Source organism: Natronospira sp. (assembly GCF_007134575.1).
In the GTDB taxonomy this organism is placed as follows: Bacteria; Pseudomonadota; Gammaproteobacteria; order Natronospirales; family Natronospiraceae; genus Natronospira; species Natronospira elongata.
The window spans coordinates 1-24,322 of record NZ_SLKM01000215.1 but is presented as its reverse complement, the minus strand read 5'-3'; the positions used below and the strand labels follow the sequence as shown (position 1 = coordinate 24,322).

At 63.3% G+C, this 24,322-nt stretch carries 19 protein-coding genes; 13 read left to right on the top strand and 6 right to left on the bottom strand.

Translation table 11 applies throughout. From position 1 onward, the window contains the following. The 5 genes from ACJWXQ_RS08635 to ACJWXQ_RS08615 form a co-directional block, all read right to left on the bottom strand. A partial coding sequence (locus ACJWXQ_RS08635; RefSeq protein WP_406672598.1) for a porin occupies window positions 1-572 on the bottom strand: 572 nt, incomplete at its 3' end. 177 nt (window positions 573-749) lie between these two features. After that, complete coding sequence (locus tag ACJWXQ_RS08630) at window positions 750-2,417, bottom strand: iron ABC transporter permease (RefSeq protein ID WP_346050700.1); 1,668 nt, start codon at window positions 2,415-2,417, stop codon at window positions 750-752. Continuing rightward, a complete protein-coding gene (locus tag ACJWXQ_RS08625) occupies window positions 2,417-3,442 on the bottom strand; it encodes an extracellular solute-binding protein (protein WP_406672597.1) in 1,026 nt (341 codons plus the stop codon). The genes ACJWXQ_RS08630 and ACJWXQ_RS08625 overlap by 1 nt, the downstream gene beginning before the upstream one ends. An 8-nt stretch (window positions 3,443-3,450) precedes the next feature. Next, window positions 3,451-4,521, bottom strand: a complete 1,071-nt coding sequence (locus ACJWXQ_RS08620) for an ABC transporter ATP-binding protein (RefSeq protein WP_346050698.1) — start codon at window positions 4,519-4,521, stop codon at window positions 3,451-3,453. Between the two features lie 309 nt (window positions 4,522-4,830). After that, window positions 4,831-6,336, bottom strand: a complete 1,506-nt coding sequence (locus tag ACJWXQ_RS08615) for an aminotransferase class III-fold pyridoxal phosphate-dependent enzyme (RefSeq protein WP_346050697.1) — start codon at window positions 6,334-6,336, stop codon at window positions 4,831-4,833. Window positions 6,337-6,533: 197 nt separating this feature from the next. Between ACJWXQ_RS08615 and ACJWXQ_RS08610 the strand changes: the two genes are divergently transcribed. Further along, entirely contained in the window at window positions 6,534-7,193 is a 660-nt protein-coding gene (locus ACJWXQ_RS08610) for a class I SAM-dependent methyltransferase (protein ID WP_346050696.1), read from the top strand. Between the two features lie 362 nt (window positions 7,194-7,555). Here ACJWXQ_RS08610 and ACJWXQ_RS08605 read toward each other — a convergent pair whose 3' ends face one another. After that, on the bottom strand, window positions 7,556-8,752 hold the full coding sequence (locus ACJWXQ_RS08605) for a hypothetical protein (RefSeq protein ID WP_406672596.1): 1,197 nt from the start codon (window positions 8,750-8,752) through the stop codon (window positions 7,556-7,558). 152 nt (window positions 8,753-8,904) lie between these two features. Here ACJWXQ_RS08605 and ACJWXQ_RS08600 point away from each other — a divergent pair, with 152 nt between their 5' ends. From ACJWXQ_RS08600 to ACJWXQ_RS08545, 12 genes are all read left to right on the top strand, one after another. After that, on the top strand, window positions 8,905-9,378 hold the full coding sequence (locus tag ACJWXQ_RS08600; protein ID WP_406672595.1) for a hypothetical protein: 474 nt from the start codon (window positions 8,905-8,907) through the stop codon (window positions 9,376-9,378). Beyond that, window positions 9,372-10,271, top strand: coding sequence for an NAD(+) diphosphatase (gene nudC / locus ACJWXQ_RS08595; RefSeq protein WP_346050693.1), 900 nt, complete (start codon window positions 9,372-9,374; stop codon window positions 10,269-10,271). The genes ACJWXQ_RS08600 and nudC overlap by 7 nt, the downstream gene beginning before the upstream one ends. Window positions 10,272-10,276: 5 nt before the next feature. Next, window positions 10,277-11,668, top strand: coding sequence for an MFS transporter (locus ACJWXQ_RS08590; RefSeq protein ID WP_406672594.1), 1,392 nt, complete (start codon window positions 10,277-10,279; stop codon window positions 11,666-11,668). Between the two features lie 33 nt (window positions 11,669-11,701). Continuing rightward, entirely contained in the window at window positions 11,702-13,084 is a 1,383-nt protein-coding gene (locus ACJWXQ_RS08585) for an MFS transporter (protein ID WP_346050691.1), read from the top strand. Then, window positions 13,081-13,488: a hypothetical protein gene (locus ACJWXQ_RS08580; protein ID WP_346050690.1), complete on the top strand. Its 408-nt coding sequence runs from the start codon at window positions 13,081-13,083 to the stop codon at window positions 13,486-13,488. Before ACJWXQ_RS08585 ends, ACJWXQ_RS08580 begins: the two co-directional genes overlap by 4 nt. Continuing rightward, window positions 13,485-14,402, top strand: a complete 918-nt coding sequence (locus ACJWXQ_RS08575; RefSeq protein ID WP_346050689.1) for an EamA family transporter — start codon at window positions 13,485-13,487, stop codon at window positions 14,400-14,402. The genes ACJWXQ_RS08580 and ACJWXQ_RS08575 overlap by 4 nt, the downstream gene beginning before the upstream one ends. Before the next feature lie 49 nt (window positions 14,403-14,451). Next, entirely contained in the window at window positions 14,452-15,900 is a 1,449-nt protein-coding gene (locus tag ACJWXQ_RS08570; protein WP_406672593.1) for a 1-acyl-sn-glycerol-3-phosphate acyltransferase, read from the top strand. 18 nt (window positions 15,901-15,918) lie between these two features. After that, window positions 15,919-16,509: a hypothetical protein gene (locus ACJWXQ_RS08565; protein WP_406672592.1), complete on the top strand. Its 591-nt coding sequence runs from the start codon at window positions 15,919-15,921 to the stop codon at window positions 16,507-16,509. Between the two features lie 15 nt (window positions 16,510-16,524). Beyond that, the gene (locus ACJWXQ_RS08560; RefSeq protein WP_346050686.1) at window positions 16,525-17,313 is read left to right on the top strand and encodes an NRDE family protein; all 789 of its coding nucleotides are present in this window, start codon (window positions 16,525-16,527) and stop codon (window positions 17,311-17,313) included. Further along, entirely contained in the window at window positions 17,300-19,228 is a 1,929-nt protein-coding gene (locus tag ACJWXQ_RS08555) for a prolyl oligopeptidase family serine peptidase (protein WP_346050685.1), read from the top strand. Before ACJWXQ_RS08560 ends, ACJWXQ_RS08555 begins: the two co-directional genes overlap by 14 nt. Continuing rightward, complete coding sequence (locus tag ACJWXQ_RS08550; protein ID WP_406672591.1) at window positions 19,225-20,988, top strand: autotransporter assembly complex protein TamA; 1,764 nt, start codon at window positions 19,225-19,227, stop codon at window positions 20,986-20,988. The genes ACJWXQ_RS08555 and ACJWXQ_RS08550 overlap by 4 nt, the downstream gene beginning before the upstream one ends. Next, window positions 20,985-24,322, top strand: a 3,338-nt coding sequence (locus ACJWXQ_RS08545; protein ID WP_406672590.1) for a translocation/assembly module TamB domain-containing protein, incomplete at its 3' end; no start/stop codon positions are given. The genes ACJWXQ_RS08550 and ACJWXQ_RS08545, both read left to right, overlap by 4 nt.

The window sequence follows — 24,322 nt, the reverse complement described above, 5'->3', positions numbered from 1 at the left end:
GAACTGGTGCTGCTCTCCATGCTGAACGGTTCCTTGAAGTGTCCAACCGCGAGACGACCCTGAGGAAACAGATAGGCGATATAGGCGTTGGCGAAGCGAACTTCGTCATCCCGGAAATCCACCTCCAGCTGCCACTCCCAGTTGTCGTACATCACACCCAGGGCCCCGAGGCGGGCACGCCGCAAGATGGTGCCGTAGCGAGCAATGTCGCCCCGATCGGCTCGCTCGTCGTCGGTGGTCTTGAATGGATTCTCAAGCCAGGCGGCGTCGGCCATTAAACGGCCACGGAAGCCGAAACGGTGTTTTCCATCGGCCGTTTCAATGGCGAACTTGTTCACTCGAGCGCGAATGTCATCGCCGACGACGGGCATGGTCGGTTCATAATCAAAGGACTCGAACCGTTTTACCGGCGCGTCTTCGGCCAACAGGGCATCCGCCCGCTCACGGCTCAGCGTACCCTCCTCGACCAGGGCTTCGATGAGACGGGATTCAGCACTGCTTGCATTGGCCGCGGGTGCACTCATCAATGCAGCCAGGCCAATGCCAATCAGGGAACTGGCATGCTTATTCATGATTTCTCCTTCACGTGCATGGAAGCGCCCGGGTTGACACGACAGCGGCACCGCCGTCCGTGGGTGCGTGGGGCGCGAGGCAAGTCCTTCCCGGGGAACAAGGAAACGCCGCTGGTGGGCAAGCCATGTTAGGCGGTAGAGATTGCAGGGATTTAACGAGAATGTTTCAGCGATTTTTCAGTGGGATGAACGGCGTCTCAGCTGGAAGGCCACGAGCACGATGGTGCTGAGCAGAATGGTCAGGCTGGCCATCGCCATAGCCAGGGAGATATCCCCCTGTTCGAATTGGCTGAAGATGAAGGTGGCGGTGGTGTCGGTGCCGGGCGGCAGCAAGAGGATGGAAGCCACCAGTTCCCGCATGCAAACAATGAAGGTGACCAGCCAGGCGGCACTCAGCGCCGGACCCAGTTGAGGCAGTACGATGCGGGTAAACACTGTGAAACGGTTGGCGCCCAGAACGGCGGCGGCATTCTCCAGATTCACGCTCATGCTTTGCAGGCTGGCATTGGCGTAGTTGAGGGCGTCGGTGATGTAGATGATCACGTAGGCCAGCAGCAGCATCCACACCGTATTGTAGAGATCGAACGGTATCCAGGGCGCGTTCCAGGCCAGAATCAGGGCCACGGCCATGACGATCTTTGGAATCACCCGGGGCAAGGTGGCAATGCCATCCAGCAACTGTTGCAGGAGACCACGGTTGCGACTGCCCACATAGGCGATGTATCCGCCAATCAGAATACAGACGGTGGCGGCGGACAGGGACAGGCCAAGGCTCGTCAGCAGCGCCGAGGCACCCCGGGATCCCGGACTGAGGAGCTCGCGATAGTGAGCCAGAGTCAGGGCGGGGCGACCACCCTGCCAGCCCTCGGCGAGGCTGCTGAGCATCATGGCCAGGTAGGGGACTATCGTGCTAAGCAGGAACAGCAGGGCGACGAAGGCCCAGCCAAGCCAGTGACCCTTACGCCCAATGGGGAGTTGTCTTGCCGGGCCCGGGCGGTAGCGCCCCCCACCGATCCATTGACCAAGCCAGCGACTGCCATAGAGGCCAGCCAGCGCCATCAGGCACAGCAGACTGGATAAGGAAGTGGCCAAACCAAGATCGACCGGCCAGCTGGTCACCAGATAGAAAATCTCAGCGGGCAGCAGCGGCAGATTTGAACGTGTCCCCAGCACGGCCGGAACCCCGAAGTTGGAGATGGCCTCCAGGAAGACCAGCAGACCGGCATTGAGAATGGCTGGCAGCAAGAGCGGCAGCAGAATCAAACGCAGACGCTGCGACAGGCCGGCACCGAGCTGGGCGGCCGCATCATCAAAACGTTGCGGGAGCCGTTCCAGAGCCGCTTCCACCGCCAGCGCCACATAGCCAAAAGAGGCCAGGGCCATGACGGTACTGACCCCCCAGAATGAAAAGAACCAGGCACGCAGGCCGGCCGGCAGTCCCCCGAGGAAAGCGTCTGCAAAGCCCCCCTCCTGCATGACGAGAATGTAGGACAGCGCGGCGATGTAGGGCGGTGTCATGATGGGAAAGAGGAGGCTGAGCCGCAGCCAGAGCTTTCCGGGGATGTCAGTACGGGCCAGCAGGAAACCGCAGGGAATGCCAATCACCCAGCTGATCAGGGTCACGCTGCCGGCCCACAGCAGGCTGGTGCCGATCATGGCGCCCAGATCCGTGGTTTCGGCGATGCGTTGATAGGGCTCGAGGAAGCCGCTCAGGGAGCCGCCGAGAATCTGCGGGAAGACGCTTTGCAGAAAGAGAATGAGCAAAGGATAGCCGGTCAACAGCAGCAACAGACCCAGGCAAAGGAGCAGGGGCAGACGCTGCAGAAGGAACGCTTGCCTGACCATCACGGCGTCGACTCCGCCGGAAGCACTTCGGCTCTTTCCACACGGATCTGGAAGCGACGCAGGATGGTCGCCTGTTGCTCCCATGCCGCGACCGGATCCACATCAAAGGTGGCGGGTGCCTCGGCGTGTCGGCGCAGTGCGCTTGGCTCGACGCCTGTTCTCGCCGGCAGAAGATGTTGCGCCGCAACCGCTTCCTGCATGGCTTCACTGAGATAGAAGTCGACAAAATGTCGAGCCAGCTGGGGCACCGGCGTATCCGCCAGGACGGCGACGGGCCGTTCCACCAGGGCCGAGCCAGACGGTGGGTAATGCATGCGAATATCCGCACCGGCGTCGATCTGGCGATAGATCAGGTAATCGGCGGCCGCGAGTATCACGTCATAGGTTCCGACTACCAGGCCGCTGATGGCCTGACTGTTGGCAGCCGAAAAAATCAGGCCATGCTGGCGGGCGGCACGGAAATCGTCCCGCGCGGCCGCCTCGCCCCGTTGCAGACTGTAGGCGACGAGAAAGTCACCGGCCGAACCGGAGCGGGAAGGCGAAGGCATGGTCACCCTGCCCGGCCCCTCGCCGGCGAACACGGTCGCCCAGTCGAGGTTTTCGTCCTTGTCCGCTCGCAGGGCCATGCCGACCAGTGCCGCCGAGGTGGCAAAGTAGTACTGATCCGGGTCGTGCCACTCCTCACGACTGTCTTCCCACCAGTCGGGATTGGGGTAGGCCAGCAGGCGGCCGTCCTGTTTCAGGGCCTCGGCGGCCGAGCGACTGGCGAAAACGACCACATCCGCCCGTGGCCGATAACGCTCCGCTTCGAGACGGGCCATCACCTGTCCGGTGGTGGCGGCAAACAACTCGACACGTACGCCTTTCTCCGACTCGAAGGCCTCTGCCACCTGTTCGGCCAGCACGCGTGGCCCGGCGGAATAGACCACCAGGGTCTCGTCTTGATCCTGCTGGCTGCAGGCAATGACCAACAGGAGAAGCAACAGCAAGGAGGTAGCCGTCAGGGGATGACGCGGAAGGGACATGGTTGATGTCAGTCAGGCAGGAAACGAAGGGCGTTGCGGGGAAAGCGCACCCGCACAGTGGCGCCTTCGCGCACCGGCCCGTCCGCGATGCCACGCAGGGTATGGCCGTTCTCCAGTTCGGCGAAGGCCTCATGACGATCACCAAGAAAATGCATCTGCCGACAGATGGCCGAGAGTTCGATCACATCATCCCCGGGGCAGCAGGCACTCTGACTGATGCAGACGGCTTCCCGGCGCAACATGCAATTGCCTTGTGCCGGGAGACGCTCGGCCTGACCGTTGAGGGACAGGCGCAGGCCACCCTGGACGGCGACCTCGTTGGCCTGGCGCTGATAGGGCAGGAGGTTGGAGCTCCCCAGAAACTCCGCCACGAAACAACTGGACGGTTCGCGATACACCTGTTCGGGCGGACCAATCTGTTCGATGCGCCCACCTTTCATCAAGGCGATTCGATCACCCAGGGTCATGGCCTCGGACTGATCGTGGGTGACATACACCGATGTCACTCCGCTGTCTTGCAGCAGCGCCCCGAGTTCCGTTTTCAGGTCCTCGCGCAGGCGGGCGTCCAGGGCGGAGAGAGGCTCATCGAGCAAGAGCAGTCGCGGCTGCACCGCCAGGGCCCTGGCAATGGCCACCCGCTGCTGCTGCCCCCCGGACAGCTGTTCCGGTTTGCGGTCAAGAAAATCACTCATGCGCACCCGCGCCAGTGCCTGCTCCACCTGCTCACGAATGCGTGAGCGATGAGCGCCGCGAACACGCAAGCCAAAGGCAACATTCTCCGCCACGGTCATGTGCGGCCACAGACTGAAATCCTGGAAGACCATGGAGAAACGACGATCCCGCATGGGCCGGTGAAAGCCCTGGGCCGGTGCATCCAGAACCTCACCATCGCAGCGAAGCTCACCCTGGTCCGCCGCCAGCAGCCCGGCAATGATGTTCAGCAGGGTGCTCTTGCCACAGCCCGACGGCCCCAGCAGGACCAGGCACTCACCGCGGTCGAGAGAGAAATCGATGCCATCCAGCACCGGGTTGCCATCGAACTGCTTGTGAAGCTGATGACATTCGAGGAAGACGGACATCATGACCTCCGGAAATACCTGCCGTGCCGAACCGGGGAAGATTCGGGCAAAAACCGACGGTCGAGGATGCCAGAGGGGCCTTTCAGTTTTATGACAGGGCCATGACGGGAGACGGCCGTTCGTCGGGAACTGTAACGGTCAGATAGGGTTCAGACAACCGTGCTTATTTCGCTTTCCCGGATACATCAGCAACTTCGGAGGCACTTGAAGGTTATAAAAGAAAGCCCCGTTCAATCATTGAACGGGGCTTTCCCGGGACGCTTTCCCTGTACTGGCCAGCGAAAGCGGTGCCTGGCAGAGGGCAGAAACTCAGCCGGTCTCGCGCATTTCCTTGCGAGGCCCATGTTCCAGGGCGTCACGCACGGCCTCGATCATCAGATCGACCTCTTCGGAGGTGATGTCAAAATGGGGCGTGAAGCGCAGGGAGTTCTCGCCGCCGTGGATCACGCCCAGGCCGCGGGTACGCATGTACTCCTCGGTGGAGCCGGCGCCGTAGCACTTGTACTCGCCGCTATCCAGTTCGCAGGAGAAGAGCAGACCGGTGCCCTGGACCTTGGTGATCTTGCCCGCCAGCTCGGTCTTCAGCGCTTCCAGCTTGTCCACGCATTCCTGACCGCGATCGCGGATGTTGGCGCGCAACTCGTCACTGATGGATTCCAGCACCGCCACGCCCACGTCCATGGCGCGCGGATTGGCGGTCATGGTGTTGCCGTAGATGCCCTTACGATAGAGGCTCGCGGCACGCTCGTTCATGGCCAAGACGGACAGGGGATACTGACCGGCGTTCAGGGCCTTGGAATAGCTCTCCATGTCCGGACCGTCCAGCTTCTCGAAGCCGGGGTAATCGACAATGGACAGACAGCCGGTGGCACGCAGGCCGGCCTGAATGCTGTCCACCAGCAGCAGGGTGCCATGCTCACGGGTCAGCTCTCGAGCGGCCTGGTAGAACTCGGGGGTAATGGCCATGCCGGGATTGCCCTCACCCATCACCGGTTCGATGAACAGTCCCTCGATGAATACGCCATCCGCCTCGGCCTGGGCGAACCTCGCCTTGAGGTCCTCGACATTGTTCACTTCCACGGTCACCAGATCCTCATCGCGGTCGCGGAAGCTGGCCAGATGCTTCTGATAGGTGCCGCGACTGGAGTCGGAGAACTGGGCCGGCCGATCGGTACGGCCATGGAAACCGCCCACCAGGGCCATGCGACGAATCGCCTTCCCGGCATGGGGGCCACCCTCATCGGTGGCGATCTTGGCATTGACGTCAGCGATACGGGCCGCCACGGTCACGGCCTCGGAACCGGAGTTCATGCACAGGAAGCGATCGAAGGGGCAGTCGCCGCCGCGGGCATGACCAATCTCGCGTTCCAGGGCGTCCACCAGGCGGCGCTGACTGAAATTGGCGGTCATGATGTTGGCCATGACGTGCGGCCGGTTCATGGCCTCAAGCACCCGCTCGGGGGCATGGCCCATGCCGAGCATGCCGTAGCCGCCGTTGTCATGCAGCACCGCACCCTTGGCGGTCACGATCCAGGGCCCACGGGCCGCCAGGGTCACATAGGGATTGACGGCATCATCGGGGTAGAAATTGACGAAGCGCCCCTGAATTTCCTGGATCTGCTGCTCTTCATCCAGGTTCAGCATGTCACCGTAGTCACCCTTGAGCTCGGCGAACACCGCCAGCGCCTCGTCCACGGCCTGGACCAGCAGTGGATCCTGCTCGGCAAAACGACTGATCACATCGTCGGACAGCCCACTGGTGAGTGTAGCGCCGCCCACGGCGCGAATTTCCCTGAGTTTGTCGAGTACCGACATGGCTCCGGCCTCTCTTCTGTTGGGAACCCTGAAGCAAACAGACTCCGGGTTCGGTGGCCCCAAAAACAAATACCGGACGGAATGCTCGAACGACTGGGGCCTGCTGGCCCCGCGCCCGGAATCCGCCCGGTTCGTGTACAATCCTCGCTGTTCGGCATGGCGCCGAAGACCTTGTAGAATACCGAAAAACGCCCCTTATGTCCAGGCAAGCCGCTCCCTCCTGCCCCCTCTGCGACACCCGCCAGGGCCGTCTGTTCTGCATCGACGCCCGCCGGGGCCGCCGCTACCGGCGCTGCCCGGATTGCCGCCTAACCTGGCTTGACCCCGAGCAACGCCCCAACCCGGCCAGGGAAAGGGCGGAATACGCCCTGCACCAGAACGATCCGGCCGATCCCGGCTATCGGCAGTTTCTCTCCAGGGTGGCCGACCCGCTGCAACAACAGCTGCAACCGGGTTCACAGGGCCTGGACTACGGCTGCGGCCCGGCAGCGGTCCTCGCGGACATGCTCACCGCCGCCGGCCTGCCCACCACGGCCTATGACCCCTGCTTCCGGGCAGAACCGGCGGCACTGTCGGGACGCTATGATTTCATCAGCTGCACCGAAACGGCGGAGCACTTCTTCCACCCGGGCCGGGAATTTCGCCGACTGACCGAGCTGCTGCGACCGGGCGGCGTGCTCGCGGTGATGACCGGCCGACTGACCGAAGACGCCCGCTTCGCCCGCTGGCGCTACCGTCACGACCCCACCCACGTCTGCTTCTACCGCGACGAGACCTTCGCCTGGCTGGAACAGCACGTCGGCTATTCCCGTGTCTACCGCCGGGGTGATGTATGGATCGGTCGGCGGCTGGCTTGAGGGGCAGGGCGAGGGAATGATTGTAAGCAGTGTGTGTTGGCTTTCGGCTGGCGATTGCCCTTTGACGAGGGTGACGGGGGCGCGTTCCGGCTGCGGGGCGGTAAGCTCCACATCGCGAATGAATTCGCTCCCACGGTGCCTGTGGCGCAGGCTGAAGCCGCCGTGGGAGCGGATCTATCCGCGATTGACCGGGCTGAATCGAAAACACTCTCCCAGATCTTAAAGGCAGCCTATGCACATAGGCCCTCATACCATCAAAAACTGGATACTTTCGCTCCCTTCCTTAGGCCTAGCGTGACATGTGGGCTAATGATGGGCCCAGCAGTTGGTGGGCCCATCATCTGGTCACTTCGCTGTTAGTCCTATGGCTCGTGTGTGGCGCATTCGACCCATTGCGCCAGGATCTCACCCGTACTTTCCACGCTGGCAGTAAACTGGTAACACACAGTGATATAGCGCCCACCAGGATTTACATGTGGACCTGTTTCAGTCACATCAACTCCGCTTATTCCACCGAAATTGAAATTCGAGTTTGGATCAATGATCTGCCCATCAGCCACGGCCTGCTCTAGGCGCTGACGACTACAGTCATCTAACTCACTGCGATCATGTGGCTCGGTCAACCACCCCTCCTCGCCATGTACACGGCTGAGACTTGGATCCAACTCCATTGTTACGCTCAACTCTCCATCAGTTGAGGGCTCCAAGACAAACCTAAAAGCAAGAAAGTCGGGATCATCCGAAATGCTGGCCCAGCCATTACTGCCATCTTCCATGAAGTCGAAATAAGCTCTCCAATGCTCTTCCAGCTCAATGCTTTCTTCTCTCTCAAGGTCAAAATTCAACCCTGCGCCCAAAGGCCCTGCATCTATCGACAGCCAACCCCCACTAATTGCTAGTGTGACGCCATATCCTGATAAGCGGTCCTCGTAAGCTGATTGGAACTCCGAAACTGCCTGCTCTTTCAATTGAGTCAGCTTTGCGTGATCGCCCAAGGCTTCTAATGCGGTCCCACTAGGGCATGCGATTTCATCGGAATCACTCACCCCGATACTTAATGGCCCGTAAGAAGGCGTGTTGCCGTTCGGCTGCAAAAACTCGGCCATCCGCATTTCAACGTCTTCGATCATAGCCAGATATTCCAGATACAGGCCCCAGCCCGTGCGGATTTCCTCAGCGGTCGCAAGACTGATGTCTGCAGAAACGACCAAGAACTCCGCTTGACCAACACCGGGAAGGGAATAGTGGACGTCAAACGCGTACACCTCCTGCTGGTCGGGCTCAAACAGGAACAGGGTTTCATCTGGAATACTGCAGGCTGGCGCGAGACCAGGTTCGCCATATCCGTCTTCATAGCTGGAAGCCCCACCACTCGCCGCTTCGCACTTAACTTCAGCGATAGCCTTGGCCTCCTCAAAAGCGGCATCACCGTCAACACACTGGCTGCAGACATGAACCCGCTCGACCGAGGCGGCAGAGGCTTGCGCAATACAGAAAAGGCCAATCAGGATGGTGAAAACAGCAATCACTTGGATGGCAGGATTGAACCCGTCTTTCATCTCCCCCTCCATTCTTCTGTACTTCTGAGGTTACCACCCTTATACCAAAAGCCCGTAAACCCTGGGCCTTATATCCCATTGTAATGAGCCTCCCGCAGGCTGACAAGACACTAATGCATTGCAATACTCGAACAGGCTGTAGACTGATCACTATGAAAACGCTTCATCACACTCGGGCTTTAACGGGCGCCATACTGCTGCTGGCCTTCGCCGCGCTGGTCTCGGCCTGCGGGGGAGAGCCGGATGATCCGGAAACGCAAGTGCGGGCGGTGATCGCAGCGGCCGAAGAGGCGGCCGAGGATCGCTCCACGCGACGGCTGATGCGCCATATATCCGAGCGCTACCAGGATGAGTCCGGCCATGACAAGGACGGCCTGCGCGATCTGGTTCGGGTCTATTTCATGCGCCATCAGAATCCGCGCATCCTGAGCCGCATTCGTGACATTGATCTGGTCACCAGCGTGCGTGCCGACGTCCGTCTGCTGGCCGGCATGGCCGATACCGGCGGGGGCCGACTGCAGGCCGATGCCTTCGATATCACCCTGACCCTGGATCTGGAAGAAGACGGGGAATGGCGAGTGATCCGGGCCGAATGGCGCCGGGCGGGACGCGATGTGGAATGGTGAGCAGCGCCACACAGGAACACGACTTTCTCGATCCGAAAGCCCTTGAGCGTCGCTGGCAGGATGCCGACAGCCGGATTCTGCCGATCTGCGAGGAGCGGGTCTTCCTCGACTGTCGGGAAACGGCGGCCGGGCCCATCCGCCTGCTGGCACCCCGCCGGGCCGAGGCATCTGAACTGCTGGATCATGCCGACACCCCGGTTTGGCTGGGGGAATGGGATGGCGCGCCCTGCTTCGCCGTGCGCCTGCGCCGATTCACACCACGGCAGCGGATCCCTGGGGGTGACTTTGCCGAACTGCGCGCCATGGCTGCCGATCTCAGCCGGCAGGACTGGCAGTGGCTGGCGCGGGCAAAATCCCTGATCCACTGGCACGATACCCACGGTTTCTGCGGCCGCTGCGGCCATCCCACCGAGCGCGGGCCGGCCGGCCTGTCCCGCCAATGCAGCAACCCGGACTGCGGTCGACGGCATTTCCCCCGCACCGACCCGGCGGTCATCGTTGCCGTATGTCACCAGGACCGACTGCTGCTGGCCCGCCAACCAAGCTGGCCCGCCTCTCGTCGCTCGGTGCTGGCGGGTTTCGTCTCGCCCGGCGAGACGGCGGAGGCCGCTGCCATCCGCGAGATCCATGAGGAGGCCGGCCTGCGGATCGCCCCGGCCAGCCTGCGCTACTTCGACTCACAGCCCTGGCCCTTTCCCGGCTCCCTGATGCTGGCCTATACAGCCGAAAGCCGGGATGCGACCATCCGCTGCCTGGATGGCGAACTGCGCGATGCCGAATGGTGGCGCCGCGAGGACCTGCGCACCGCCGTCGCCGAGCAAGGCCTGCAGTTGCCCACCCACCACTCCGTGGCCCGTCGCCTGATCGAGGACTGGCTGCAGAAAGGACAGTAGATACCATGGCCGACTCCCAGGGGCGCCGGCGTCGACAGGCCCTCGCCGAAAGGACCTATGTCGCCCTCAGTGGCGACCGCAAGCGACTGGATCTCACTCCCGATCAGCGCGATCCCCATCTGCCGGGCAATTACTTCATGAACCTGGGCAATGGCGCCGCCACCCGTCTCGCCGATCAGGTCGCCGGCCCCGCCGTGGTCCTGCCCTGGCTGCTGGGCGCCATGGGCGCACCGGCCGCCCTGGTGGGGCTGCTCATGCCGGTGAAGCAGACCGGCAAGCTGATTCCCCAGCTGGTGGTGTCCGGCTGGATGCGGCGTTTTCGCCTGCGCAAGGGGTTCTGGTTCTGGTCCGGGGTGATTCAGGCCCTGTGTCTGCTGGGCATGATTCCGGCCGCCGCCCTGCTGCCCCCAACCGGCGCCGCCCTGGCGGTGGTGGCTCTGCTGGGCCTGTTCAGCCTGGCCGGTGGCATGGGCAGCGTGGCCTTCCAGGATGTCACCGGCAAGACCATTCCCAAGGGACGGCGCGGTCACCTGATTGCCAACCGTTTCGCGCTGGGGGGCATGCTCACGGTGGTGGCCGGGCTGCTCCTGACCCGTTACATCGGTGAGGATCAGGCGGAATACGTTTATCTCGGCCTGATTGCCTTTGGCGCCGCCCTCTGGGTGCTCTCTTCACTGGCCGTAGCCCGCATTCACGAGATGCCGGGCGATGCCGAACCCCATGCCCGGCGTTTCACCCAGGAAGTGAAAGCCGGGCTGAGCTGGTTTCGCCGCATCCCCGGCTTTCGCTGGTTCATCCTGCTCAGGGCCGGCCTGCTGGGGGTGGAGATAGCCACCCCCTTCTACATCCTTCACTCCCAGGAAGTGCTCAACAAGGATCCGGCCAATCTGGGTCTTTTCATCCTGGCGGTCGGCGTGGCCCATATTGTCGGCAGTCTGTTCTGGGGCGTGATCGCCGATCGCTCCTCAAGGGCCGTGCTGTTGTCCGCGGCCCTGCTCGGACTGGCCGCCGGCGGCATGACCCTGGCCACCGCCGTGCTGCCCTCCGACTGGCTCAACGTGGTCTGGTACATGGCCATCTTCGCCCTGCTTGGACTGGGTGAGTCGGCCGCCAACATTGGTCGCAAGACCTGGCTGGTGGACGCCGCCCCGCCGGCCGACCGGCCCACCTGGGTGGCCTTCTCCAACACCGCCATCGGCGGGGGTGGCCCTGGCCGCCGGCTCCCTTGGCCTGATCGGCGACTTAGTCGGGCTCAACGCCATGGTCATGACCCTGATGGCCCTGATCCTGCTCGCCCTGATCGCCCTCACCCGCCTGCCGGCACCGGAACAGGCAGTGGATGTCAACGGCGATCCGGCACGCACACTCTGATCCGGAGGCGTCAGGGCCTCTGTTAAACTCTGTCGTCTTTCGATCCAGCGGAGACCGCCGTGAGCGAATCTGTCGAGGTCAAGGTGCGCGACCCGGAACAACTGAGCAATCGTGCCTATGCGGTGCTGAGCGGGGATGATCAGACCGATCGCCTCTGCCAGGCCATTCCCGAGTCCGCCTGCACCAATCTGCCCCGCAACTATCTGCTCAATGTGAGCAATGGCGCCAGCAGCAAGCTGGCCGAGCAGGTGGCGGGACCCAATGTGGTGCTGCCCTGGCTGTTGGCCGCCCTGGGTGCGCCGGCCTTTCTGATCGGCCTGCTCATGCCCATCAAGCAGGCCGGCTCCCTGCTGCCCCAATTGGCCATTGCCGGACTGATCCGCTCGGTGGCCCGGCGCAAGTTCTTCTGGATTTTTTCCGGCCTCACTCAGGCCGCCTGCCTGCTGCTGATGGTCCCGGCCGCGGTCTTTCTCCCTGCCCACGAGGCGGGCTGGGCCATCGTGATCCTGCTTGCCATCTACGCCATCGCCAGCGGTACCGCCTCGGTGGCCTTTCAGGACGTGGTCGGCAAGACCATTCCCAAGGGACGCCGGGGGCGGCTGCTGGCCAACCGGGCAGCCATTGGCGGCGCCCTGACCATCGCCGCCGGCCTGCTCATCAATCAATATATCGGCCGCGGCGAGGACATGGTGGTCTACCTTGGCCTGATCTTTCTGGGCGCGATCCTCTGGTTCCTGGCCGCCGGCCTGTTCGGACTGATCCGGGAAGAACCGGGGGCCACCGCCGGCGGTCGCAATGCCATTGATGAGGCGTCTCAGGGCCTGCGCCTGCTGCGGGAGCTGAGCGGCTACCGGCGCTATCTCATCGCCCGCACCCTGTTGCTCACCGTGGAAGTGGCAACGCCGCTGTTTGTGCTCTTCGGCCAGGGCATCCTGGAAGCCGGTGCGGTGGGCCTGGGCACCTTCGTGATTGCGGTGGGCGTGGCACAGGTGATCGGCAGCCCCTTCTGGGGCAAGTTCTCCGACGCCTCCTCGCGCAAGGTATTGTTCTGGAGCGCCCTGCTGGCCGCAGCGGCCGGTGTCCTCGCCCTGCTGGTGGCGGTGCTGCCCGAGAGCCTGCGCACCGCCCCGGTCTATGCCCTGGTTTTCGTCCTGATCGGCCTGGCCGAGGCTGGCGTCCGCCTGGGCCGAAAGACCTGGCTGGTGGATGCCGCTCCCGCCGCTGACCGGCCCACCTGGGTCGCCTTCTCCAATACCGCCATCGGCATGCTCACCCTGGCAGCCGCGGGGCTCGGCCTGGTGGCCCATGTCTTCGGCCTCAACGTCATGATGCTCTGCATCATAGGCCTCTGCCTGGCCGGTGCCGGCAGCGCCTGGCTCATGCCCGAAGCCGCCGATGCCGAAAGAGAGGCTTTGAGCAAACAAGCGGAGTCCGCTTCATGAATGAAAGAAATCTGGAAATCCTGCTCATCATCATCCGTGCCCTGATTGCCATCTGCTCGGGCATGGTGGCTGCCATGCTCTGTCTGGCTGCGGCTTTCTGGCTGCAGGCGGAAGTCATCCAGCCGACCAATGACGTCCGCGCCTCGGCCATCAGCTTCCTGCTGCCCTTTTTCGTCGGCGGTCTGATCACCGCCGGGGTACTGCGCTGGCAGCGTTACCGCAGCGCTCTGCTGCTGGGCCTGGGCTTTGCGCTTGTTTATCTTCTGATGTTCATCCCCGGCTGGCTGGGTACCGAGGAAATTGGCGCCGGCCTGATCACCGGCCTGGTGCTCGGTGGACTGGCGCTGGCGCTGATTGGCGCCTCCCTGGGCTTCCGCCTCCGGCAGCTCATCACCCGACAATGAAAGTCCCCCGACAGACCCTGGCGCTGGCGGGCTTCGCCCTGCTGGTGCTGACCTGGGGTTACAACTGGGTGGTGATGAAGATCGCCCTGGATTACAGTCACGCCCTGGACTTTGCCATCCTGCGCAGCCTGGGCGGCATGCTCTGCCTGTTTCTGATCGCCTTCGTGGCCGGGCAGGGCTTCCGCCTCACCGCCCCCTGGCATGTGCTGCTGCTGGGCCTGGTGCAGACCACCGGATTCACCGGCCTGGTGACCCTGGGCCTGTCCATGGAAGACGCCGGCAAGACCGCCATTCTGGCCTTCACCATGCCCTTCTGGGTACTGATCTTCGCCGCCCTGGTCCTGGGCGAAAAGGTCCGGGACTGGCAGTGGCTGGCGGTCGCCTTTGCCCTGGGCGGACTGATCCTGTTGGTGGGGCCCTGGGACCCGGCCCTGCGCGGTGCCGGCAGTCTGCTGGCCATCGCCGCCGGGGCCTGCTGGGGGGCCAGCGTGGTGGTGGCCAAGCGCATTCCCATGCGCGACCGCTGGGAGCTGATTCCGATCACCGCCTGGCAGATGCTGCTCGGCGTCATTCCCCTGCTGCTGTTGCTGCCGCTGGTGGAGCGCCCACCCATCGACTGGGATCCGGTCTTCATCGGCGCCTTACTGTTCAACATCCTGCCGGCCAATGCCCTGGCCTGGCTGTTCTGGCTCTACCTGGTCAGCCGCCTGCCGGCCGGCGTCACCGGCCTCAATGCCCTGGCCATCCCGGTGGTGGGCATGAGCGCCGCCTGGCTGCAACTGGGCGAACGCCCCACCACGCTGGAAGCCACCGGCATGGCCCTGATCCTCACCGCCCTGGCCATCCTCAGCCTCCGTGGCCTGTGGCTGTGGCGGCGAAAGCAACGCGTTATGGAGGCGCGCAAATCCCCTTGACCGCCGTTCTGGCCTGACACTGGCGCCACCACCCGGCTATCATGCATCAATGACCGAGACTGTCGAAGTACCATTCTGGCTGCTGGCCGCAATTGGGCTGCTGGCCCTGTGGGTGCTGTTGGAGCGCCTGCTGCTTCCCAGCGTGCGCTGGTTCTTCCGGCGCCGGGTCAATCTCCTCATCGATCAGCTCAACCGCAAGCTCAAATTGCGCCTACCCACCTTTTCGCTGACCAAGCGCCGGGTACTGGTGGACCGCCTGGTCTACGATCCCCGCGTGCTGGAGGAGATCCGGGCCCATTGCGAAAGCACCGGTGCGCCCTGGGACGCGACCCTGGAACGCGTGGAACGCTATGCCCGGGAGATCGTGCCGGCCTTCAATGCCTACTTCTATTTCAGCCTGGGCCGCCGCTTTGCACGCTGGCTGGTGCAAAGGCTCTACAAGGTGAGGCTATCCCCAAGAGGCACTAGCGTGGTGGAAGGAATCGAAGGTGAGGCCAGCATCGTCTTCGTGATCAACCACCGCTCCAATATGGATTACGTCCTGCTCGCCTATCTGGCACAGAAGCAGGCCGCGCTGTCCTATGCGGTGGGGGAATGGGCCCGGGTCTGGCCCCTGCAACAGATGGTCAAGGCCACGGGCGCCTATTTTGTTCGCCGTGGCTCCAACAGCGCCCTCTACCGACGGGTACTGGAACGCTATGTGCAGATGGCCGTGGAGGGTGGCGTGGTCCAGGCGGTGTTCCCGGAGGGCGGCCTGAGCCGTGACGGCGATTTTCGCGAACCGCGTATCGGCCTGCTCGATTACATGCTGCGTGAACATGACCTTGACGCGGCCCGCGACATCGTCTTCATTCCGGTCTGCATCAACTATGACCGGGTCATTGAAGACCGGACACTGCTGGATGAGGCCGGCAAGCGGGCGGAACGGAAATCCGCCGTCTCGGCGGTCTGGGGAAGCCTGAAGTTCCTGGCCCGGAGCCTGCGTCGGCGAAGCCGGGGACAGTGGTATCGCCTGGGCTATGCAGCCGCCAACTTTGGCGAGCCCATCTCCGCCCGCCAATGGGCGAGGACACGGGGTGTGAATTTCCGTGATCTGCCACGCCGGAAAAGGATCGATATCACCCGTGAATTCGCCGACCATCTGATGTCCGCCATCGCCGACGTCATGCCGGTCACGCCGGTCTCCGCCCTGGCCTGGCTATTGCTCAGCGATTCAAGCAGTGCCTGGACACGGCAACGCCTGGTGGAGGGGTATCGCCAACTGCTCGACAGAATCGCAAGCCGTCATGGCAATACCTGGGTAGTCCGCCGGGATGCCGACTATGCGGTGGATCTGGGTCTGCGGATGCTTACCATCCGCCGACTGCTGGCGAGCGAAGATGACGGCTATAGAATCCGTGAGGGAGAAGCCCCGGTATTGCGCTATTATGCAAACGCCATCCGTCATCTGCTGGAGGAGACTGAGACGGCGATTTTATCCAACACGCAAGCCACCTGATACGGCGAGGGCAGTTCCATGAAAAATGCATCCAAGCAATCGGCCTGGCTGACGATACCGACACTGGTGCTGCTGGCCCACCCCCTGCAGGCCCAGGTCTGGCCACCGCAGCCGGAATGGCATCTTGGAGTCGAGGTCGGCAGCACCCAACTGGATGTCAGCGAAGAGGACTTTCGCATCTATCAGAGCGACACCTCATTCGGGGTCCGCGCCGGTTGGTCAGTCACCAGCAATGTGGATCTGGTTGCCGGTTATCTGGACATGGGGCGCTTCGATACCGTGCTGTTCGAGGATGAAGTGGACGAGGACGGCGACACCCGCCGCGTAGTGGGAGGCTTTCGAACAACCTCGGCCACCGCCTGGACGGCCCATGCGGAACTGAACTACGAATTATTTGGATTCCTCCATCCCAGCGTGGGTCTGGGCGTGGCCCGCTGGCGCCTGGACATCCCGGATGGCCAGCACAGCGATACCCAGGATACCGCTCCCATACTGCGCCTGGCGGTGGGTTTCGAACTTGGCGGCAACACCCGCCTGGACATCAGTGCCCAGCGGATTGGTCGTTTGGACGCCAGAAGCGGCGGCCTGACTCTGCGCTTTGATTTCTGAGGAAGCCTATCGAATATGTGCCTGCTTGTTGTCGCCTGGCGTCGCCATCCCCGTATCCAGCTCCTGGCTGCCGGCAATCGAGACGAGTTCCATCAACGACCCACTCTGCCTGCCGCGTTCTGGCCCGACCGGCCGGAAGTGCTCGCGGGCCGGGATCTGACCGCCGGCGGTACCTGGATGGGTGTCAGCCGAGGGGGACGTTTCGCCGCCATAACCAATGTGCGGGAACCCGGCGCCGAACCGGGCCAGGCTTCCCGCGGTGACCTGACCGCAGACTTTCTGGCCGGCCATCAGCCCGTGGAGGAATACCTGGAAGGGGTCGCTTCCCGGGCGGAACGCTATGCCGGCTTCAATCTGCTGGTGGCCGACGGTGAACAGCTGGGCTATTTCAGCAACCGGGATCCCGGCGGCATCCGTCTGCTGCCACCCGGTGTGCATGCGGTCAGCAACCACCTGCTGGATACCCCCTGGCCGAAACTGAAGCGGCTCAAGGATGGTTTCCAGCGCTGCCTGTCCGCTGATCGATTGGATCGCGCCTCCCTGTTCTCGATTCTCAATGATCGTGAACCCGCACCAGACGAAGAGCTGCCCAGGACCGGGCTCAGTCCCGCCCTGGAGCGCCAGCTCTCTGCCCCCTTTGTTCTCGGCGAGCAGTACGGCACCCGCTGTGCCACTCTCTGCTGGATGGAGTCGAATCGAGGTCATGTCAGGGAACGGCGATTCAACCCCAAGGGACAAACAGAGGGTGAGTCGGGCTTTGATTTCACCATAGAAAGGGTTTCGGAAAGACATGGCAAGGAATGAATCAGCCGTCGCACCCTATGGAAGCTGGATCTCCCCCTGGACGGCGGAGGCCATCGCCCGGGGTGGTGCCAAGCTGGCCCAGCCCCAATGCCATCAGGGCCGGATCTACTGGCTGGAGAGTCTGCCGGACCAAGGCGGGCGCACGGTGCTCCAATGCTGGCACGATGGCAACAAATCCTGCCTGACCGCCGATGGCTACAGTATCCGCTCCCGGGCACGGGAGTATGGTGGCGGAGCCTGGTGCCCGGACCACCATGACGGTCATTTCTTCATCAACGACAGTGATCAGGGTCTCTATCATTGCCGCGATGGCCGGGTCCGCCTGGTGACAGGGATCGATGGCCTGCGCCTTGCCGATCTGCAATGGGATCCGGTCCGATCCCGCCTGATTGCGGTCTGCGAGGACCATCGGGAACCCGGCACCGAGCCTTCCAGCAGCCTGGTGGCAGTGGATGCAGAAACGGGCCGGCTGCAGACCCTGCTGGGGGGCGCTGATTTTCATGCCGGGCCGCGGCTGTCGCGGGCCGGCGATCAACTGGCCTGGGTGGAATGGGACCATCCCCACATGCCCTGGGACCGGACCCGGCTGCGAGTGGCCCGCCTGGATTCCCCGGGCCTGCCGGAAGCGGTCGTAACCATCGCCGGAGAACAGGCGGAAGCGATCTTTCAACCGGAATGGGGGCCTGACAATGGCCTCTATTTCGTCAGTGACCGCGAGAGCGGCTGGTGGAACCTCTATCGCTGGGATGGCGGGGGTATTGAGGCGGTCACCGACGACATGGCCGAGTTCGGCATGCCCTGGTGGCAGTTCAACATGCGAAGCTGGAGCTTCTCCCGAGACCGAAACATTCTTGCTGCGCGCACGGCGGACGGTCTCTGGTCCCTGGTCGGCATCGGTGATGAGGGCATGACCGAACTCGATCGGGAGTGGAGCACCATCCGTCATGTCCACGCCGAGGGTGATCTGGCGGTGATGCTGGCCGGCCGGCCCGACCATCCCCTGGCGGTGGTGCGGATTGACCCCGAGCGAGGCCCGGTGGAGGTATTGGCCAGCGCGGCAGCCCCACCGGGCCCTTCGCTGCCGGTCAGCAGGCCCGAGTCGATCAGCTTTCCCACCGGCGACGAGGAGCTGGCCCACGCCCTCTACTATCCGCCGGTGGGGAATGGCCACCAGGGGCCGGCGGATGAGCGTCCACCGCTGCTGGTGAAATGCCATGGCGGGCCCACCGGGGCCACCGAATCGGCGCTCGACCCCAAGATTCAGTTCTGGACCAGTCGCGGCTTTGCCGTGGTGGACGTCAACTACCGTGGCAGCACCGGCTATGGCCGCGCCTTCCGTCGCCGCCTTTACGGGGGCTGGGGGGAACTGGATGTGGCCGATTGTGTGGCCGCGGTGGATTATCTGGCCGACCGGGGGCAGGTGGATCCGGCGCGCTGTCTGATTTCGGGCAGCAGTGCCGGGGGCTACACGGTACTGGCGGCGCTGACATTCACAGATCATTTTGCCGCCGGTGCCAGCCATTACGGCATCGGCGATCTGTTCGCACTGGATGCCACGACCCATAAATTCGAAGCCCGCTACACCCAGCAACTGGTGGGGCCACTGCCCCAGCGCCGCGACCTCTGGGATGCGCGCTCACCCATTCGCCATGTGGAACAATTGCGGGCCCCGGTCATTTTCTTTCAGGGCGACCAGGATAAGGTGGTTCCCCCGGATCAGGCGCAGGCAATGGCGGATGCCCTGCGGGACAAAGGCATCCCGGTGGCTCATGTACTGTTTGCCGGGGAAGGACACGGTTTTCGACAGGCCGAGAACGTGGAAGCCGCCCTGGCCATGGAGCTCCACTTCTATGGGCGGGTTCTTGGCATTGCCATTGCAGACCCACCCCCCGAACTGAGGATTGAAGGCCTGTGAGTGGCCAGCTCGCCAGGAGTGCCTCCCTGTGCCTGCTGCTGACGCTGCTGCTAGCGCTTGCCGCGGCACCAGCCCAGGCCCAGTCCGTGCGCATTGAAATCGAAGGCCTGGAGGGCCAGCCAGAACTCCGGGAGAACGTACTTGCCAACCTCTCCCTGCAGCGTTACCGGGACGACGCCATGGGCGAGCCCCGTCTGCGTCGTCTTCACGGCCGGGCCACAGGCGAGGTTCGGCGCGCCCTTCGTCCCTTCGGCCACTATCAGGCCGAGGTGGAATCAGAGTTGCGCCAGGAGAATGACCGCTGGATTGCCGTCTATCGCATCGAGCCGGGGCCCCGGGTCCAGGTGGAATCGGTGGAGGCACGGGTGGAAGGCGATGGCGAGGATGACCGGGCATTCCAACGCGTCCTGGAGACCTTGCCGATCCGGGCCGGTCAGCCCCTCAATCATCAACACTATGATCAGGCACGGAACCGTCTGCTGGAAGTCGCCAGCCGTCACGGCTATCTGGAAGCACGCTGGCTCGAGCGGTCCCTGATGGTGGATCCGGTGGGGGGCACGGCGAGGGTCCGTCTGATCATGGAAACCGGGCCCCGTTTTCGTTTCGGCGAGACTCGCATTGAGCAGGATATTCTCGACGACGCCTTTGTCCAGCGCTATGTGCCCTTCAGTCCCGGTGACCACTACGATGAACAGAAACTGGTGCAGCTCCAGTACGGCCTGTCCGACAGCGAGTATTTCAGTTTCGTACAGATCCAGCGCGACATGGACAACATCGATGAAGAGGGTCGCGTGCCGATTATCGTGGAGACCACCCAGCGGCCCAAGCATCGCTATCAGGCCAGTCTGGGTTACGGCACCGATACCGGCCCACGCTTTGGGGTTCGCTGGGATTACCGGCGGATCAACCGCCGCGGTCATCATGGCGCCCTGGGCTATAACATTTCCCAGGTCCGTCGGGCCGTCGAGCTTCGCTATGTCGTGCCGCTCGCCAAGCCCACCCGGGAACGTCTGACCTGGGATGCGAACGCCATCCGCGAAGACCGGGGCGACGACCTGGAAAGTCGCCGGCTGGAGCTTGGCGTGGGGCGCACCACCCAGTGGGGCAGTTGGCAACGCACCCATTTCCTGCGTTATGAACAGGAACGGTCGATCTTTGGCCCCGATGAGGAGTCCCGCTCGGAAATCGTGGTGCCGGGGATTCGCATCACCCGCACCCGCGCAGATGACCCCACCCTGGCCCGCCGGGGCCTTTATCTGATGGGCGAAGTGCGTGGCGCCCGCGAAGAGGCCTTGTCGGATCTCAATTTCTTTCAGGCCCGCATTCGCGCCAAACGGGTGCAACCGCTGGGCGAAGACTACCGCCTGCTCGCCCGCCTTGAGCTGGGTGGCACCGGCACCGAAAACTTCGACCAACTACCGCTCTCGCAGCGCTTTTTCACCGGCGGCGATCAGACCATCCGGGGCTACAGCTTTGAGGAATTGAGCCCGGAAGGCGAGGATGGCCGGAAATTGGGTGGCCGCTACCTGGCGGTTGCCAGCCTGGAGCTGGATCGCCGGATCCGCGGGCCCTGGCATGCAGCTGCCTTTGTGGACCACGGTAATGCCATGATGTCCTTCTCCGAGCGCCTCGAAACCTCGGCCGGAATGGGTATACGCTGGGCTTCTCCAGTGGGCATGGTTCGGCTGGATGTGGCCCAGTCAATCAGCGACACGGATCGCAGTCCCCGATTGCATTTGAGCGTGGGTCCGGACCTGTGACAAGGATACGACAGAAGAAGATTGGCTTTCGTGGCTGGCTGGTGATCAGCACATCGCTGCTGTTCACCCTGCTGGTGATGCTGGTCTTTTGGCTGTTTTATACCGAGCCCGGGCTGCGCTGGACCCTGGAGCAGGTCCGTGCCCACGCGCCCGGTGAGCTCCAGTATCAGCGGGTGGAAGGCCAGCTTGCGGGACCCTTGAAGGTTGAAGACCTGACCTGGCGGGATGACTACCTTGAGGTCCATGCCGAGCGGGTGGCGCTTGACTGGCGGCTTGGCCTATTGCTGGCCCGCACCCTTCGCGCTGACGAGCTCTCCATCCACGGCCTCTCTGTCTCTGTCCTGGAACGGGATACCGAGGCGGCCCCCTCGGATGACTTTGAATTGCCGGAGATTTCCCTCCCGCTGCGACTCAGCCTTGGGCAACTCGAGCTTGAGCGGGGGCGGCTTCGCTTGCCGGGAAGGGACGAAGCCCTCGAACTGGATCGATTGAGGGTTTCCGGCCGTTATGGGGGCAGTCAGCTCGAGCTTTCCGAGCTGTTGCTTGCCAGCCCCTGGCTGGATGCCGAGGGGGCACTGTCGGTGCAAACCGCTGGAGACTGGCCACTGGACCTGGATCTCAAATGGCAGCTTCGCTGGCCGGAATTACCCGAAGCCAGGGGACATACGGTGCTGGAAGGCGATCGCCACCGTCTCAGTATCAAGCAATCATTGGAACGTCCCTTTGTCCTGTCGCTCGAGGGGCAGGTAATTGAGCCGCTGGACAGGCTGGGCGTTCAGCTTTCATTCCAGTTTCGAGAGCTGATCCCGGATCAGCTCCACGCCGAGGCGCCACCCGGCCAGCTCAGTGGTCAGTTCCGACTGAGTGGGCACCGGGAGCGACTCCGCCTGGAAGGTCGTCTGGATGCGGTGGACACGGACTGGGGTGATGTCGGTTTTGAGGCGAGTCTTGCCTCCAATCTGGATCTCGATTGGCTGGATCTGAACCGGCTTGAGCTGGACCACCAGCGCCACCCGCTGCGCCTCCGTCTGCAAGGCCGGGTAGATGAACCGCTTGCCGAGGCCCGGCGCGTCGACCTGGAACTGAACTGGTATGAACTGCAATGGCCGCTGGACGATGAGCCGGACTATCAATCCGCTCAAGGTGAACTGGCCTTGCAGGGTGGCATTGACGATTACCGCGGCCATATGAACAGCCGCTTTCACTGGGCCGGACTGGACGACATCGGTCCACTGGGCGGCAAACTGTCTGGGGGATTCGAGGGTGACCTGAGCTCAGTGTCACTACAGGCGCTATCGCTGCGCCTGGACCAGGGGAGCGCGCTGGATTTTGACGGCGATGTCAGTTGGGCCGAGGACGATCCATTCCTGCGCGGGCAATTTGATCTGCGGCGTTTTGACCCGGCCTTGGTGTCGCCGGACTGGCCGGGGCAGCTGGATGGCCGGGGACAAATCGATGTGGTCTGGCTGGCTGAGGCGGAAAGCCTGTTCCTGAGCCTGGATGAACTCAGCGGCGAGCTGGCCGACCGCCCCCTTCGGGCCAGTGGTGTGCTGGATTACCGCGATGAACGCCTGCAGCTTGAGAACTGGGAGATGGAATCCGGAGACAGTTTCCTCCGCGCCCACGGCAGCCTCGCCCGCACCCCGGATGTGGATGCCAGTGATATCGAGCTGTCGTTGTTTGTCGATGAATTGGCGGACTGGCCGCTGCAGGAAGCCAGTGGCCAACTTCAAGCCGATGGGCGACTGAGTGGACGCCTGGATGAGTTGAACGTCGCACTGACCCTGCAAGGACGGGCGCTGAGTTACCAGCACTACCAGCTGGAGCAACTGGATCTGGGACTGCAGCTCGCCAACGGCGGGGAAGACGACGGTGACCTTGAGCTTCGGGTCCAGAATCTGATGGTTGACGAGGACTTGATTCCCGATCTGCGGGTAGAGGCCGATGGTCGGCGCAGTGATCATCGCCTCAGTCTGCAGCTGGAACATGAGCTCGGCGGGCTTGGGCTTAGCCTTGCCGGTGGCCTGGACCGTGAGTGGCAATGGGATGGGGAGTTGGTGGATCTGCGAATCCATCAACCGGCCACCGGTAACTGGGGCTTGCGAGAGTCGGTGGCGCTCTCTGCCGGCCCGGACGGTGGCCGGCTGGAACGCCTTTGCCTGCGTCGGGAGGAACAATCGGGCCGCATTTGTGCACTGGCCGAGGCCGATGCCAATTGGCACTGGGGGGCGGAAGTGGACGGTGAAGACTTCCCGCTGGCCATGTTCATCGACCCCCAGGAAACCGGCCTGGATGTAGACGGCGAGATGGGCCTGCGCAGTTCGGTGGAAGATCGGGGCGAAGGCCTGCGTGCGGAAGGCCGGCTCGAATTCAGTCCCGGCAGGATCAGTCAGACGGTGGATGGCCAGGCGATGGATCTGCTGGCCATTGAGAGCGGCACGGCGGACTTTGACTGGACCCCAACTGCGGCCAGTGCTCGACTGGCACTGTCGCTCAGTGACGAGGGCTTCGTCACCGCCGATCTGGCATTGCCGGAAGGGCTGGAGGGCCCCCTGGAAGGGCGGCTGGACGCCCGGATCCTGGAACTGGGCCTGTTGCCGGTACTGGTTGCGGAAGTCGGCCGCGCCGAAGGGCAACTGCGTCTGGGCATCAACCTTGCCGGGACGCTGGCGGATCCGCTGCTTAATGGTGAGGTGGCGGTGGAAGACGCCTCGGTGGCCCTGCCGGACCTGGGTATCACCGCCGAGGCGGTACAGATTGGCTTGACAGGTGACATGAACCGTCTCAACCTTGACGCCCGCGCCGAGTCGGGTGGCGGCGAGATTCGATTGCGGGCCGACCTGAGCCGGCCCAATGGCGACTGGGTAGGCGAGGCCAGCCTGAGGGGGGACCGTTTCCTGGCCGTCTCCGTGCCGGATGCCCGGCTGCGAATCAGCCCGGATCTGGATCTGCAGGTGTCGGAACAGCAGAGGGTGGATGTGGGCGGTTCCCTGCATGTGCCCTGGGCCCGAATCACGCCCGGTGACATCCGCATGCCGGTGGCGGTCAGCGAAGACGAAGTGGTCATGGGTGAACTGGGTCAGCGGAATCGTGACGACAACGAGACGAACGGCTGGCGCATTTTCACTCGGGTTCGGACCACCCTGGGCGATGACGTGGAGTTTGACGGCTACGGCCTCAGCGGGCGCCTGAGCGGCAGCGTGACCGTGCGGGACGAGCCGGGCGCCATCACGCGAGGCACCGGCGAGCTTAGCGTCGAGGAGGGGCAGTACATGGCCTGGCGGCAGCGGCTGGGGATTGAACGGGGGCGCCTGTTTTTCAGCGATACCCCCAT